The organism is Paenibacillus sp. NPDC058071, assembly GCF_042885235.1.
In the GTDB taxonomy this organism is placed as follows: Bacteria; Bacillota; Bacilli; order Paenibacillales; family Paenibacillaceae; genus Pristimantibacillus.
In genome coordinates this window covers 1-14,874 of record NZ_JBHVSK010000007.1, presented here as the reverse complement: position 1 = coordinate 14,874, position 14,874 = coordinate 1, and the positions used below count along the sequence as shown (strand labels likewise).

At 54.5% G+C, this 14,874-nt stretch carries 13 protein-coding genes; 1 reads left to right on the top strand and 12 read right to left on the bottom strand.

The genetic code is table 11. The features are described 5' to 3' along the window. Positions 1-4: 4 nt before the first annotated feature. The 11 genes from yqfC to addB form a co-directional block, all read right to left on the bottom strand. On the bottom strand, positions 5-283 hold the full coding sequence (gene yqfC, locus ACFVTB_RS13285) for a sporulation protein YqfC (protein WP_387749449.1): 279 nt from the start codon (positions 281-283) through the stop codon (positions 5-7). A gap of 294 nt (positions 284-577) precedes the next feature. Beyond that, positions 578-1,081, bottom strand: coding sequence for a hypothetical protein (locus ACFVTB_RS13280; RefSeq protein ID WP_387749446.1), 504 nt, complete (start codon positions 1,079-1,081; stop codon positions 578-580). A gap of 92 nt (positions 1,082-1,173) precedes the next feature. After that, positions 1,174-2,166 (bottom strand): flotillin-like protein FloA, encoded by a 993-nt coding sequence (gene floA, locus ACFVTB_RS13275; RefSeq protein WP_387749443.1) that lies wholly within the window; start codon positions 2,164-2,166, stop codon positions 1,174-1,176. A 61-nt stretch (positions 2,167-2,227) separates the two neighbouring features. Further along, a complete protein-coding gene (locus ACFVTB_RS13270) occupies positions 2,228-3,613 on the bottom strand; it encodes an NfeD family protein (RefSeq protein WP_387749440.1) in 1,386 nt (461 codons plus the stop codon). Between the two features lie 161 nt (positions 3,614-3,774). Further along, positions 3,775-4,218 (bottom strand): GatB/YqeY domain-containing protein, encoded by a 444-nt coding sequence (locus ACFVTB_RS13265; protein ID WP_387749437.1) that lies wholly within the window; start codon positions 4,216-4,218, stop codon positions 3,775-3,777. A gap of 15 nt (positions 4,219-4,233) precedes the next feature. Continuing rightward, the gene (rpsU, locus tag ACFVTB_RS13260; RefSeq protein WP_005547957.1) at positions 4,234-4,407 is read right to left on the bottom strand and encodes a 30S ribosomal protein S21; all 174 of its coding nucleotides are present in this window, start codon (positions 4,405-4,407) and stop codon (positions 4,234-4,236) included. Between the two features lie 85 nt (positions 4,408-4,492). Then, positions 4,493-4,846: a histidine triad nucleotide-binding protein gene (locus ACFVTB_RS13255; protein ID WP_387749434.1), complete on the bottom strand. Its 354-nt coding sequence runs from the start codon at positions 4,844-4,846 to the stop codon at positions 4,493-4,495. A 138-nt stretch (positions 4,847-4,984) separates the two neighbouring features. Next, positions 4,985-5,350 carry a hypothetical protein gene (locus ACFVTB_RS13250; RefSeq protein ID WP_387749432.1) on the bottom strand — a complete coding sequence of 122 codons (366 nt, stop codon included), beginning with the start codon at positions 5,348-5,350 and terminating at the stop codon, positions 4,985-4,987. Positions 5,351-5,481: 131 nt separating this feature from the next. Then, entirely contained in the window at positions 5,482-6,087 is a 606-nt protein-coding gene (locus tag ACFVTB_RS13245) for a hypothetical protein (RefSeq protein ID WP_387749430.1), read from the bottom strand. Positions 6,088-6,111: 24 nt separating this feature from the next. Beyond that, positions 6,112-9,933, bottom strand: coding sequence for a helicase-exonuclease AddAB subunit AddA (gene addA / locus ACFVTB_RS13240; RefSeq protein WP_387749427.1), 3,822 nt, complete (start codon positions 9,931-9,933; stop codon positions 6,112-6,114). Beyond that, a complete protein-coding gene (gene addB / locus ACFVTB_RS13235) occupies positions 9,917-13,489 on the bottom strand; it encodes a helicase-exonuclease AddAB subunit AddB (protein ID WP_387749425.1) in 3,573 nt (1,190 codons plus the stop codon). The genes addA and addB overlap by 17 nt, the downstream gene beginning before the upstream one ends. Positions 13,490-13,684: 195 nt before the next feature. Here addB and ACFVTB_RS13230 point away from each other — a divergent pair, with 195 nt between their 5' ends. Continuing rightward, positions 13,685-14,032, top strand: coding sequence for a hypothetical protein (locus ACFVTB_RS13230; RefSeq protein ID WP_387749423.1), 348 nt, complete (start codon positions 13,685-13,687; stop codon positions 14,030-14,032). Positions 14,033-14,262: 230 nt separating this feature from the next. Here ACFVTB_RS13230 and ACFVTB_RS13225 read toward each other — a convergent pair whose 3' ends face one another. Further along, complete coding sequence (locus ACFVTB_RS13225) at positions 14,263-14,484, bottom strand: hypothetical protein (RefSeq protein ID WP_387749420.1); 222 nt, start codon at positions 14,482-14,484, stop codon at positions 14,263-14,265. Between the last annotated feature and the right edge of the window lie 390 nt (positions 14,485-14,874).

The following is a 14,874-nucleotide window of genomic DNA, read 5'->3' as shown; positions in this document are numbered from 1 at the left end:
CCTCCTACTCGCGTACTTCTATGCTTTTGATTTGTCCCTCGATAAACACTTCTTCCGTCCAAATCGTGCGTATAACGAGCGAAGACCCGGTCACCTCAAGCTCGCCCTTACTCAATGCGAGCTTCAGCTTCTCGCTGGAGAAATGAAGTACGCCGCGATGGTTTTCAATATAGAGCTGACGGTCGCCGATCATCGTCATCCGGGGCAGGTCATAGACGACATCCTGGGGCAAATCCAAAACGTCTGCTGTCCATTTGCGCAATTTACGATTAATGCGGCCCATATTTATCCGTATCCCCCTTACCGTCCAAGCTTCGCTTCCTGGCGCGACGTTATTGCAAACTCATTCATGCAGTTCCAAATCGCTCTGAATCAGCGATAGATCAATTCAATAAACACCTTACTTTCCAAAATATGCGCCAGCACATCGATTTATGAGATAAACCAAGCTTCAGCCGCTCTTTTCGTTTCACTTAAAGACGAAACGCCTTCATCGAAAAACAAAAAGAAAGCCGCCATATCGAATGCGTAATTGCACTCGACATGACGGCTTTCTTTTAATAGCGCCAAGGCGCCGTTATTTGGATCTGCCGTAAGGCTTCTTAGCCCGCGGCGGGCCAAGCACCTCCGCCCAGACGATCGCTTTGCGAAGCTCCTCCGTATCCGTCGGAAGCGCGGCGGCTGCTCGACTGGTCGCTTCTCTGCCTGCTGTAGAGGACTCAAACGGACTGCCTCCGCCAGCCCGCCCTAGCTGTTGTTCGGCTAGAAGCGGCCTCCGCGCTTCAGCGCGATAGTCTGTCGCCAACCTCGCCTCAGTCGCTCGAACGGGCCGTTCCGGTCGTTCTGTACGCCCAAACGTTTCCGGACGTTCGACTGGCCTAACTGGCTCGGGCTGCAGCTCCGTATCCTCGTTCTCCGTTGTTTTCCCTTGGGGACGAAGAGAGCCGCCGCTGCCGAAATCCGGCATGCGGTTGCGACCCCCTCCTTTCGAGCCGGAGCGGCCGAACAGCGAGAGCAGCACACCGCCGACCACGATGACCAAATAGATGTTATCAAATAAAAACGAAATGAGCCGATCCACCTTTACACCTCCAAACACCCTTTCGGGATCAAGCCGAACCAGCAATTAAGAATGGCGCGGCTTCCCGGTTTCCGGTCAAATCGATCTTGCGGTTAGTCTTGATTATCTTCTGGGGCCGAATCCGGCTTGCCGATCGAGCCGCGCATTTGCGTGTCGGCTTCGATATTTTTCAGGTTCATATAATCCATAACGCCGATTTTGCCGTTCTTGAGAGCGTCCGCCATAGCCAGCGGAACTTGCGACTCGGATTCAACTACTTTCGCACGCATTTCGACAACCTTCGCTTTCATTTCTTGCTCATGCGCGACAGCCATCGCCCGGCGTTCTTCGGCTTTCGCCTGAGCGATTCGCTTATCAGCTTCGGCCTGCTCGGTTTGCAGATTTGCGCCGATGTTTTTGCCTACGTCGACGTCTGCGATATCGATGGACAGAATCTCGAACGCCGTACCTGCGTCAAGCCCTTTGCCAAGTACAGTGCGGGAGATCATATCTGGGTTTTCAAGCACATCCTTATGGGAGCTTGCCGAACCTACCGTCGTGACGATACCTTCGCCTACCCGCGCAATAATCGTTTCTTCGCCGGCGCCGCCAACCAATCGTTCAATATTTGCACGTACTGTTACGCGCGCCTTAACTTTTACCTCGATGCCGTCTTTCGCTACCGCCGCAACCGTAGGCGTTTCGATAACGCGCGGGTTAACGCTCATTTGCACCGCTTGCAATACGTCGCGTCCTGCCAAATCGATAGCAGCCGCACGCTCGAACACGAGCGGAATGTTGGCGCGCTGCGCCGCGATAAGTGCGTTGACAACGCGGTCAACGTTACCGCCTGCGAGGAAGTGGCTCTCCAACTGATTAATATTGAGACCTAGCCCAGCCTTTGTCGCTTTAATCAACGGATTAACAATGCGACTTGGAACGACCCGCCGCAAACGCATCGCGACGAGCGTAATAATCCCGATGCGAACGCCGGACGCAAGCGCCGATATCCATAGCATAACCGGGAAAAAGCTGAAAAAGACTGACAGTACGACAATCGCCAATACTGCAATAAGCAGCACCATAACAATCGGATCTAATCCCATATTTCAAAACCCTCCATATCAATTTTATTCTCTCGGTAACGATTTGCTTGTTTCTCTTTTCTTACTCTTTCTTTTCCTTGACGACGATCCAGGTGCCCTCCGCCTTCACGACGACCACCGGTCTGCCCGCCTCGATAAACTCGCCGCCAGTAACGACGTCCAACCGCTGCTCGCCAATTCGGGCTGTTCCGGCGGGCCGCAGCGTTGTAACCGCCACGCCTTCTTGTCCGAGCCACTCGTCCTTAACGTCGGCCGACAAGTAACCCTGCTCGGTCGTCAGCTTTTCCCGAAGGATAAACTTGTTCCAAATGCCTCTGTCCTTGTACTTGCGGATAATAAAGAACAAAATAATAACGGCGGCTACAAGCGCTACAACGAGCGAAACGAAAGCCGTCATCGGATCCGGAGCGGCGGTGACGATGCCTGCAATGAGCGACGCGGTCCCGAGTGTCCCCAAAATACCGAAGCTTGGGACAAATACCTCTATGATGAGCAGCGCTAATCCAATGATGAACAATACAGCCGATTCCATGCCAGCGAATCCGGCGATGTAGTGTCCTAGGAAATAAAGACCGAACGACAATATGCCGACAATGCCCGGTACGCTAAAGCCTGGTATGATCATCTCGAGCACGATGCCGACGATGCCTAGAATTAACAACACCGTCCGAACGATTGGATCGACGAGCCACCTAGCCGCTTTTTCCGCTAGCGAAGGCTCAACATGCACCTGCTGTCTTTCGCCTAACCCCAGCCAAGCGATTGCTTCACCCACTGTTTTCGCCGTATGTTCGGCATAGCCGGCTTTCACCGCTTCGTCAGCCGACAACGATAAAATTTTCCCTTTCGGCTTCTGAATACCTTCGTCGGCAAGCTTTAGCTCGACGTTCGGATCAACCATCGCAGCCGCGATGTCCGGGTTACGCCCGTTCAGCTTGGCCGCCTCGCTCATCGCCTTCACCCAATACGAAACGATCTTCGGATTGTCGATCAGATCGCCCGAGCCGTTGACAACAGACGCTGCGCCAATCGCACTGCCCGGCTGCATCACAATGCTGTCCGCGTTAAGCGCGATGTAGGTGCCGGCCGAAACCGCTTTGCCTTCGACAAAAGCAGTAGTAGGAACGCTGCTTCCGCGCACCAATTCGCCGATTTCCTCTGCGCTCGTTACCTGGCCGCCAAACGTATTGATTACAAGCACAACCCGTTCCGCCTTCGCTTCCTCTGCTTCCTTGTAGGCGCGTTCCAAAAACGCTTTCAAACCGGATTCCACCGTTTGCTTCACAGGAACGATATAGACCGCCGTTCCAATGCCGGAAGGCTGCTTCGCCTGTGCCGCCGCATTCACCGGCAACAAAGCGAGTCCGCCAAATGCAGTCAGCGAGAACGCAACTGCCAGCAGGAAGGAAATGAAGCTAACGGGAGTGCGCCGTGTCTTCGTTTGCAAGTCAGGCTCCTCCTTTGCAATATAATTTCCTTATACGTAAAAATACGCCTTTGGTTTCATTATAACAAAATTAGGGGCGGAATGCCTTCAAAAGGTAAGCAAAAAAGAAAGTAAACATAAAAAAACACCCCTTCGCAGGGGTGTTTTCGTCCGAACATATGTTATTGCAGAAATTGTTGTACATATTTGTTTACTAGTTTACCGTCAGCGCGCCCTTTAGTTTTTGGCATAAGAGCACCCATGACTTTTCCCATCTCGGCTTTGGAAGAAGCACCGAGTTCCTGGATGGTCTGCGTTACTATCGCTTTTATCTCTTCTTCGGTCAACTGAACGGGAAGGTATTGACTAATAATTTCAATTTCTGCCTCAAGATCTGCAACCAGATCATCACGGCCGGCTTTGCTAAATTCTTGGAGGGAATCTTTACGTTGTTTGACCTCGCGACTCAAGATCTCCACCACTTCAGCATCCTCAAGAGGACGCTTCAAATCAATTTCCAAGTTCTTGGCGGCAGCACGAACCATACGGATCGTCGTCAGCTTAAACTTGTCCTGATTCTTCATGGCTTGCTTCATATCGTCGTTCAATCGTTCGCTCAAATTCATTATGGAAGGATCCTCCTAAAACTTTCTCTTACGCGCAGCCTCGGACTTTTTCTTGCGCTTTACACTTGGCTTTTCATAATGCTTGCGTTTTTTCACCTCAGCCAATACCCCATCTTTTGCGATGGAACGTTTAAAGCGGCGAAGCGCAGCATCGATAGTTTCGTTTTTGCGAACTTTAGTTTCAGACACCAGTTTTCCCTCCCTCCGAAACAGACCGTCCAGAGCATTAAACACGGTTTATCAAACCTCATTATATGTCAAAACAATTTCAAGGTCAACTTGCGTTATTTCCGACAAGCGCGCCAAGTTTTTTTCCGCCGAGCAAATGGACGTGCAAATGGTAAACAACCTGCCCGCCGTCGCTGTTTACGTTGTTAACGAGCCGGTATCCGGCCTCCGCAATTCCTTGCTCTTTCGCGATTTGTCTTGCCGCCGCAAACAGCTCGGCGATAACTGCCGCATCTTCGTCCGTAACATCGTTCATCGTCGGAATATGTTTTTTCGGAATGATCACTATATGTACGGGGGCCGCAGGCTGAATATCTTTAAACGCGAGAACGGTATCGCTTTCGTACACTTTCGTCGACGGGATGGAGCCTTCGATAATCTTGCAAAAAATACAATCCATGAATGCCGCTTCCTCCTTTACTATACCAATTTGGCTTGCTGTCTCTTCCTAATCCATTATAAGGGACTCGTCCTCCCGCTTCAAGCTCGCCGGCTCCGGCCGGTCCGGCGCTCGGCAGGAACCGGCCTCCCGCTTTCGTCAATAGTAAGGAAGGGGCGACAAAGCGAGCAGTCCCCCGAGCGGGAATACTTGACGATAAAACCTTCTTCTTGGGTAAAAGGGATACGGAAACAGCCCCGGACCAAACGGCGGATACGGCAAAAAGCCTCTCGCTTCCCATCCGTATGCGTTGCATGGAACGGCCAAGCAAACATATTCATCATCGACATGTTCAACAATGCCGTCGATGCACCAGCCGTCATGGGTTTGCGCAAGCACGTAACGGTGCATATGCCCATTGCAAGTATCCTTCATTTGCTCCGCCGCCGTGAGCGGTTGATTGGACGTTTTGGCGACGGGCGCAATCGCCGCCTGCTTGGCAGCCCCTTTTTTGCCTTTCTCCATCTTCATCAGCCTCCCGTTTACTGCTATCGTATGCAAGGATAGGCATTCGGCTACTGCTGCGAAGAAAATCGAGGAGGCATGCGGGAAAGAGAAATAGACGGACCAGCCGGTCCGTCTATTTGACAGCTCTATTATTTGGTGCGAGCCAGTATAGCAGCGGCCAACTTCTCGGCAATTTCAAAGGAACCGATTCCGCTTGCCATCTGTATGACCGCGCTCCGGCTTTCGACGGCTTCAAAGTTGAATTTACCGATAATGCCATACTGCTCCATCAATTCCTGCTGCTTCTCCGCCAAGTACTGCGTTTGCCATTCGCTGAAAGGCCCCTTGGACGTGCGGATCTCGTCCAGATTTTGTCTCACGTCCTGGAAATATTGCTGCACCTTCGCAAGCTCCTGCAGCTTCTCGCCCTTCGCGGCGTACGCCTCGGCTATAAACGTCGTATCACCAACGGCGCGCAGGGAGGCGCCGTCTGCGGCATAAGGCCCGTAGACGCCTTTTTTATTCAGCTCGCTGAAGCTTTTCATCTCCGTCAAAATTGCTTCGTATTGCGTTTTGGCCGCATTGGCCGTCTCTATAACATGTTGGCCGCTCCGGAACTTGGCTTCCTGCTTGTTCTGCAAATATTGCGAATAGAAAAACACGTTTCCAATCAAGCTGAATACGAGCAGCACCAGTGTAATCGGCAGCGCCAGCGACCGTTTGGCCGGCTCGTTCCGTTGTTCGAACTCTTCCATCTGCGTTTCCTTCCTCGCTCTCTCTTATTTCAATCTGACCGACTGCCCTCCGTCGAAGAAGAACAGATGGCATTCCGCCACGCGTTTGCCTACGACCGCCTCGATTGCCTCGGCATATAGCTCCAGCTGAAACCGATGGCGCTCCGCCGCCGCTTCCCACTGCTTCATGTAAATCCGATCCGTCTTGTAATCCAGCAGCACCAGTCCGCGTTCGTCCTCGAACAGGCAGTCGATAACGCCTTGAATTAATATCGGCTCCTCGGCTTCAGCATCGCCCTGTGAAGCGCCCGGATATACCCGGCCGGCCGGAAGCATGCTGCTGAACGGCACTTCCCTCTGCACGCGGTCTGCAGCGAGCAGACGCTGGCCCAATTCGCTTGCGAAAAAAGCAGCTACGCCGGCCGTATCGATCGATTCCGCCTGCACGGCGGTAAGCAGCTGCCGCTGAATCATGCCGGCCAGCGTCGCTTTAACCGCCTCTTCGTCGACCGGATCGGACAGCGGAACATGCTGCATGAGGAGATGGCTTGCCGTGCCCCTCTCAGCCGCCGTCATTTTCACTTCCTCCATAAACTGCGGACGGCGCAGCCTGAGCTCACCTGTGCCGGACATGCCGGAGGAAGGCTGAGCGGACGGGATTGGCCAGCTCGCCTCATACGCGTTCGCCTCCTCATAGGCGGCTTCGGCGTGCAGCCGTTTCATTTCGGTTACTGACGTTTTGGACGGTATTCGCGTCGAAGCCGTATATTCGTATCGCCATTCGAGTCTCCGGCGCAGCTCCTCGTCCGGCTCTACGCCTTCCAATTGGGCAAGCGACGTTATTCCTTGCAGCCGCTCTTCGCGATCCATTTCCGGCTCTACCGCCTCCGCAGCGGCAGCCGCTTCATTGACGAGCATCGATGCATCCACGATACCAGCCGTCCACTCGTATACCTGCTGCCGTTCTTCTCCTGCAGCGGCAGCTTGATGCTCCTTGCGCACATATGCCGCCGTCGCGAGCGGGCCCAGCCAATCCAGGAATGTCCCTGCCGTAGCAATCCGGTAATCCGGCATGACGCCGCCGGAGCCCAACGCCGTCTGCCAGCGCTTCAGCTTCGTTTCGGCATCGGCCGCCGTTCCGACTAGAAACAGCTTTTCCTTCGGCCTAGTCAACGCGACGTACAAAATGCGCATTTCTTCGGCCAGCATCTCCTGTTTCATGCGCCTCCGAATCGCTAGAAACGGCAGAGTCGGATAACTGATTCGCTGTTCGGGGTCGACGAAACGAGGGCCGAAGCCGAGCTGCTTATGCTTGAGGAAGGAGCTGCGCAAATCTTGCTGGTTGAAGTTTTTGCCTAGCCCAGCCGCAAATACAACCGGAAATTCCAGTCCCTTGCTCTTATGAATGGACATAATGCGCACGACATCTTCGTTTTCCCCGAGCGCTCTGGCAGTGCCGAGATCGCCGCCGCTGTCGCGCATCCGCTCTACAAAACGCAGAAAACGGAATAGTCCACGGAACGAAGTAGCCTCGTACTGCCTCGCTCTGTCGTGCAGCGCCCGCAAATTCGCCTGCCGCTGAGCCCCGCCGGGTAACCCCCCGGCAAAATCGTAGTAGCCGGTTTCGAGGTAAATACGCCAGATCAGATCGGCTAGCGATCCTTGCCTGGACTCGTCTCTCCAGCGGCTCAGCTTGCCCAGAAATCCGTTCAGCTTCCTTCTCGTCTCTTCGGCGATGTTTAGATCGCCGGAAGCGCTCAACACCGCATCGTAATAAGCGGCGTTTGCCGAAGGAATACGGATTAGCGCCAGTTCCTCAGCGTCAAGCCCGAACAGCGGAGAACGAAGCGTTCCAGCGAGCGGGATGTCCTGATACGGGTTGTCAATGACCCGAAGCAGCGAAAGCACCGTCTCTACCTCGGTTGCGTCGAAATAACCGCTGCCAAGCTCCGCATATGCCGGAATGCCGCTCGCCTGCAGCTCTTCGATCATAATCGGCGACCAAGCTTGAGTCGCGCGCAGCAAAATGACGACATCCCGCCATTCCAACGGCCGGCTCGTCTTCTTCTTGCCGTCATAAACGAGAAAGCCGCTCTCGCGCAATTCGTGGATTTGCCGGGCGATCCAGCGCGCCTCCAACTGCGCCGTTTGCAAATCGGCAGCCGATTCGGCTTGTCCGCCGTCTGCTCCCTCTTCGTCGTTGGCGTCGGCTTCCGCCTGCTCCTCCGGCTCTTGCGCGAGTCCCGACGACGATTTGTCGATGACCGCCAGGACGGCGGCGAAGCGTCGCGGATCGGGCGAGGAAGGATAATCGGCTCCGCAGACAAGCTCGGCCCGAGCGTCGTAATCCATTTCCGCCACCGACTCTCTCATAATCGCGCGGAATACATCGTTGACGCCGTCGACAACCTCGGAACGGCTTCTAAAGTTCCTCGCCAAGTCGATTCGCAGACCGCGGCCTTCGCTCGCTTCCGATCCATACGTCCGGTATTTTCGCATGAACAAACCGGGCTCCGCCAGCCGAAAGCGATAGATGCTCTGCTTAACGTCGCCAACCATGAACCGGTTGCCAAGCCTGTCGTCTGCAATAAGCGCGACGATCGCTTCCTGTACCATGTTTGTATCCTGATATTCATCAAGCAGAATTTCGTCAAATTGATTGCGGTACTCCAGTGCCGCGGCAGATGGCTCCGAGCAGACTGGCGTCGATTCCGGCGTTCTTAGAATACGCAAGCAATAGTGCTCAAGATCGCCGAAGTCGAGCAAACCCTTCGCTCGCTTGGCCTGCTCGTACCGCTCGCCGAACTCGATGACCAGTTCCGCGAGCGCGTTCATCAGCGGTGCCAATTCGTTCATTTCTTCGGCAAACTGTTCCGGCGTGCGGCCGAACAACTCCTCTGCAAGCGACCCGATCAGCTTCTTCGCTTGATCGCGCAGCTCTTTCGCCCGCTCCTGCAATTCCTTATCATATTCGTCTCCGCGGATCGCTTTCAGCTTGCCAAACCCGGTGTCTTGAAACGGCTCGAACCACTCCGCCCAGCCTTTGCTGCGGATCATCTCAGAAAGCGACAGGACAAGCGCCAAGTCCTCTTCGAATTGCGCGGCGTATGGAGCGGGTCCTGCCGGCTCACGGGTCAGATCGAGCGCTTGGCGAAGCAGCCCCTCCGCTCCGTTCAGCGCCAATTCGACGTCAGCCTTCAGGCTCGTCGCCCAGGGGCTGTCAGATAACGCCTCTAGCCCTTCAACCGAGAAGGCGGCTGCCGTTTCCCGCAGCCAGTGAGCCGGCCAAGGATGGCTTTGAGCGAAATCGTAAAGCTGTTGAACGAGCCGATACAACGGCTCATCTCCCCGTTCGCCGCCGTAACGGTCGGCCAGCCTCAGAAAGTCGCCGCCGTCGTTCGCGGCTTCGTATTTTTGTTCGAACAGCTCGTCCAGCACGTCGATCCGCATCAATTCGCTTTCCGTTTCGTTGGCGATCCGAAAGCCCGGATCTAGCCCGATCAGCGGGTAATAGCGGCGAATCACATCGAGGCAGAAGGAGTGAAGCGTCGTCACTTGGGCGCGGTTCATCAGCGCAAGCTGCCGTTTCAAATGCTCCGAATCCGGCTTTTTCTCCAGCTCTTTCTCGAGGGCCAGCCGGATACGCTCCTTCATTTCTGCGGCGGCCGCTTTCGTGAATGTGGCGACGAGCAGTCGATCGACGTCGGTTGACGACGAAATGCGCCGGATAATCCGTTCAACGAGCACCGCCGTCTTGCCCGATCCAGCAGCGGCGGCTACCAGTACATCGCTGCCTTCCGTCACAATCGCTTTCCACTGATCATCTGTCCATGTGCTGCCCTCCGGCTTCTCAATCATTGCCGTCATCCGCTTCCTCCCCCTTTCCTTCCAGCTGCCGCCATAGCTCGTCTTCCGCCGGTTTGCGCAGCGTATGATATGCATTGCCCTCAAACAGCGGATCGAACTGGCATACCGGCTTGTAATCGCAATATTGACAAGGCGACTTCGCGCCTAAACGGTATGGCTCGATCGAGACGTTGCCGCAGCGTATTTCCTCGCCGATCCGGCCGATCGTTCGTCTAACGGATCCGCGAAGCACTTCCCACTGCTCAGGCGTCACGACGGAAGAGCTGCTGTAAAAGCCGCCATCGCGCTTCAGCGCCACCGGCAGAAGCTCGGAATACCCCGTCTCCAACAGGCCGTCCATCCGCTTGACCGTGTCGGCATCGGCCGTAACAAGTCCTTTCATCTTGAATCTCTTCATCAGCCGAGCGTTCGTCTCGGCTGCCGGCAATCCGTTGGAAACAGCCATGAGCGGATTGTGCACGTGGAAATAGAGCACTCCGGCAGGCGAGGCGGGCCGCCCCAGCCATGCCGTGGCATGCGTAACCAGTACGTCGAGATATGTCAGCATTTGCAGCGACAGGCCGTATGCTACTTCCTCCAGCCTGATCTGCGTAGCGCTCGATTTATAATCCAGCACCCTTAGAAGCAGTCCTTGCTCCGTTTCCGCCGCGTCTACACGGTCGATGCGGCCGATAATTTCCATCAAGCCGCCGTCTTGCAGCGGGATGATCAGAGAAGGAAGCGAACCGCCGGGACCGAAGTCGACCTCCAGCCCGACCGGCTGGAAGTCGGCTCGCCGCGCATGCTCGCCGAGTATGGCTGCAGCCTGAGCGACAACTTCTTTTAGCTTGCGGGCGATATACTGGAAGCGGCCGCTGCTCAGTAATATTTGCGATTGCAGCCGAGGCGCAAGCTCGTCTACCACACGGGCAGCCTCTTCACGGATCTCGGACTCCGGCATTCGCCCCCAGCGCTGACCGAGTCCGCCGGCCAGCTTGCTTAACGCGGCGTGATACAGCTGACCGACATCCGGCGCTTCCAAGCGGTACATTTTCCGCTCCTTCAGCTTTAACCCGTGAATGACGAAATGCTGAAACGGACAGGATACGAATCGCTCCATCCGCGATACGCTCGCTTTTAAATGGACGCCGTACAGCTTCTGCGCCGTCCCGATAGTAAGCAGCGGCACCTGATTGACATAACCTAGCGAAGAGACGAGCAGCGCCAGCTTATCCTGCCATTCGGGCCTTATCGCGTACCAATTGTACAAATCCCACCAGAACCCGGCGATATCCGAACCTTGCCGCCAAGAGCGCAGCTCCGTTATTAAATAGGAGATGGTCCTTTCGGGATGCTCGATATATTCTCGCTGTTCCACAGACGGCATATTCGGCGACGGCTCAGCGGCAACTTCGGATATCGACAGAAATGGAAACAGCCGGCGGATTTGCCGAATGACCTCTGACGGGAGCAGACTTTTTCCTTCTTCGTCCGCCTGCGCCCAGCTGATCCACAAATGCTCGCTTGGCGTCGTAAGCGCATTGTAGATCATAAAACGCTCGTCCAGCAGCCTGCGCCTGACGCCAGGAGCCATTGATAACCCTTCTTCAGCCAGCCGTTCCCTTTCCTGTTCAGTCAGTACGCCATCCTCCTGAATGCGCCCAGGCATGATGCCGTCGTTCGCTCCAAGCACATAGCAGACGCGAACGGCGCCCGATCGCGTCCGATCCATGCTGCCGATCAACGCCTGATCTAGCGAAGGCGGAACGGCTGCAAGTTTCATGCCCTCCAATCCTGTCTCGACCATGCCGGCAAACATCGCTGGCGGCATCGCCTCATCGCCGACCATTTCGACTAATTGATCGAGCAAGTTCATCACACTGTCCCATAGCTGACGGTGCGAACGGGAGCGCTGCAGCTTCCCGTCCTCCAAATCCCGCCTGCTCCATCGCTCCAGCCGGTCTGCGGCGTCGCTATGATCGAGCAGTCGATACAGCGCCTCGCACATCGCCTTTACGTTTGGCGCTTTCTGCAGCGCGTCGCCAAATCGGCGCAGCGGCGGCACAATCGTTTCTCTGGCCGCCAATACAGCCTCCAGCTCTCGCAGTGCACGGGCGCTCGGCTCCGCCATGGTGACATTGTCGTCCTCTAGCGACTGCGGAACAAGCGGCCGCCACCGCTTCGCATCTAGCCATTTCCAACCGTCGATGCCGCCGGCAAGTACGTAATTTTCCAGCAAGTCATATTGCTCGCGCGGCATGCTCCCGTCGATCGGGAACAGCAGCTCCGTCTTGATGCAGCGGAACACCGCTTCGTATTTCCAGCCGTGCAGCACCGTCTCCAACGCCGAGCGTATAAACTCGACAAGCGGATGGTGAACGGCCGGGCTTTTCTGATCAAGGAAATAAGGAATGCCGTAGTCGCCCAGTACCGCTTCGATATAATCGGTATAGTCTGCCGCATTGCGTACCATAACCGCCATATCCCGCCAGCGCAGTCCTTCCTCTCTTACTCTGCGGGACATATCGCGAGCGACCGCTTCCACTTCCGCCCTGCGGTTCGCGGCGGCGTGCAGCGAGATGCCTTCGCTTACGGACGCATCGCCATTCGCCTGTGCGTTGCCGCTTCCTGGGAGCATCGGCACGCGCATGCCGTAATGGCGCTCCAAATGGGCGAGCATCGGACTACTCGAGAATCGTCCGGCTGTCGCTCCTTCTGGCCGTTCGACTTCTGTGGAAAGCAATACCGGCATATGTACATCGATTCCGGCTGCGGTTGCGAGCTCGGACAGCTTGGCGCAGGTTTCAGCCGTCGGATGGAACAGCTCAAGCTCGTGAGGCCTCTCTCCTTCGCTATACATGCGATCTAGCGTTAAAGCTATCGTTACGTTCGCAGCCGACGAAAGAAGGACGGAAAGCGCTTCGTACTCCTTCGGCGTAAAGCCATAGAAGCCGTCGATCCAAATTTCCGCGCCTTTCATGGAAGGAGCCTCGGCGAAGCCTTGGGCCAATCGGCTCAAATAGTCTTCCGAGTCGATGTACAGTCCAGTAAGCTCACCCTCCAGTTGCGAATAGATCAATTGAAGATCACGCAGCTTCCTGCCTAGCAGCCCTGTGAGCTTGGCGTCGTCGGCACCGTTCGCCTGAGCAGCCTCTGCTGTCCGCTCCGCGTCAATCCCGTAACGCTTCCACTCCGTTAGAAGCTCGCTCAGCTTTTCGATAAAGCCCGGCTGCTCGGCTCCGCTGCGAAACAATTCCAATTGGCTGTCGAGCCTGTTCATTATTTTGTACAGCAGCATATGTTTGCCGTCGTCGCTGATCGGAACGAGCGCAGTGCCGCCCGTCTCCTGCATGACGCGAAACGCGAGCCGCCGGAAGCTGATCGCTTGCGCGCGAATCGAGCCGTTCAGCCCGCTGTCCTTCAGCAAGGCATACTCTGTCTGAAAGGTTGCCTGCTCGGGCACCAGCATAAGCAGCGGCGGCCCATCCGGCCGTTCCTGCAGCCGCTCTCGGATGCGGTCCAGGCAGTAAGTCGTTTTTCCCGAGCCCGAACGGCCGAGTACGAACGTTAACGGCATAGTGATTCCTTCCTTCCGCGCAAGCTCGAATTCTATAATCTATTAATAGTAGCATAAAAGCGCGGCTTTTTCATCCGGACCACAAACGTATGTTCGAGGTAAAAGGTGGATTATCATGAAAATAACTATTGATTTTCCCTATAATCCGAGTATAATACTTGGTATACAGACGCAAAACGATTGGAGGAGCTATCGATGTACAATACCAAGCACACGAAACAACAGTGGATTGACGACCGTCTGGACTTACTTCTATATGCGCAGCAAATTGGCGACTCCGCGTGGCAAGAAGAAATTAAGAGCCAGCTAAGCAAGGCTGATGAATATACGAGTGAGTGGGCTTTTACGCAAAAAATCGAGGAGCTGTGGAAACGTTTTGACGTCATCAACCGGAAAATGACAGAGCTTTATAGCCAGTTGAAAACGACAACGGATGAATACGAAATCCAGCAGCTGACGGAGAAGGTGTGGGCGTTGAAGCTTCAGCGGATCCAACTGAGCAGTCAGCTAAAATCGGAAGTTATGGAAGCCCCATATAAATAAAAAATCCCGCATGCGGTTCGTCCGCTTTGCCGGATAATGGCTTGAATATAAGGCATGCAGGCGACTGCTCTGCCTATGGTTTGCCTGGCGCGTGCAGTGGACTGCTCCGCCGATCAATCGAGATACGCACGGTCAATTGGCAGATTGGTCCGTACGAGAACGATTATATCGAATAATGACACAATTTTCAAGACCGCTTATGTAAGGATGTCTTCTTGGCAGGGACCAACTTACATGGCGGTTTGTTTCATTTCACGCATCATGCCCATCATCATCGTCATCATTTCGTCGCACTCTTGCATTTTGGACATCATCATATCCATATCCATTTCCATCATGCTCATTTTGTCCATTTCCATCATAGCGCCCATCATCATTTTCATGCTGTTCATTTTGCACATCATCTCATCCATACACATAGACATCATCATTTTCATGCTCATCATTTCCATTGATATCGCCTCTTTCCATATATTTTCTGTTCCTCAGTTAGAAGAATACTCCATTAGGAAAAAATTTGCAAGCTATTTTTTAAAATATATATTGCAAAACCAACTATACCTGTGATATTATTTTATATTTAAATTCCATCAATCCCACTTGGGATTATTCCTTTTGTCGGCATTGCCGCCCTGCTCTAGCCGGGATGGCAGTCGTATGTTGTAGGACGGAAACTCCGCCCTATCGAATGCGTCAACGCGTGTGTAAGGCGGAAAACCGGCTTACAGACTCAGATTCGGGGCTGATTGTACCTCTGTCAAGAAAGTAGACACGCTCATTATGCAACCTGGTGCTGCTCGTAGTAACGTTTTTCACACAGATGTGGGGTCATGTAACCAATA

What these genes read in the sequence shown, in the direction of transcription:
- yqfC (WP_387749449.1), bottom strand. Translation starts at nt 283, where the DNA reads ATGGGCCGCATTAATCGTAAATTGCGCAAATGGACAGCAGACGTTTTG.
- ACFVTB_RS13230 (WP_387749423.1), top strand. Translation starts at nt 13,685, where the DNA reads ATGTACAATACCAAGCACACGAAACAACAGTGGATTGACGACCGTCTG.
- addA (WP_387749427.1), bottom strand. Translation starts at nt 9,933, where the DNA reads ATGACGGCAATGATTGAGAAGCCGGAGGGCAGCACATGGACAGATGAT.
- ACFVTB_RS13265 (WP_387749437.1), bottom strand. Translation starts at nt 4,218, where the DNA reads ATGAATTTGAGCGAACGATTGAACGACGATATGAAGCAAGCCATGAAG.
- addB (WP_387749425.1), bottom strand. Translation starts at nt 13,489, where the DNA reads ATGCCGTTAACGTTCGTACTCGGCCGTTCGGGCTCGGGAAAAACGACT.
- ACFVTB_RS13255 (WP_387749434.1), bottom strand. Translation starts at nt 4,846, where the DNA reads ATGGATTGTATTTTTTGCAAGATTATCGAAGGCTCCATCCCGTCGACG.
- ACFVTB_RS13245 (WP_387749430.1), bottom strand. Translation starts at nt 6,087, where the DNA reads ATGGAAGAGTTCGAACAACGGAACGAGCCGGCCAAACGGTCGCTGGCG.
- ACFVTB_RS13225 (WP_387749420.1), bottom strand. Translation starts at nt 14,484, where the DNA reads ATGGAAATGATGAGCATGAAAATGATGATGTCTATGTGTATGGATGAG.
- ACFVTB_RS13250 (WP_387749432.1), bottom strand. Translation starts at nt 5,350, where the DNA reads ATGGAGAAAGGCAAAAAAGGGGCTGCCAAGCAGGCGGCGATTGCGCCC.
- floA (WP_387749443.1), bottom strand. Translation starts at nt 2,166, where the DNA reads ATGGGATTAGATCCGATTGTTATGGTGCTGCTTATTGCAGTATTGGCG.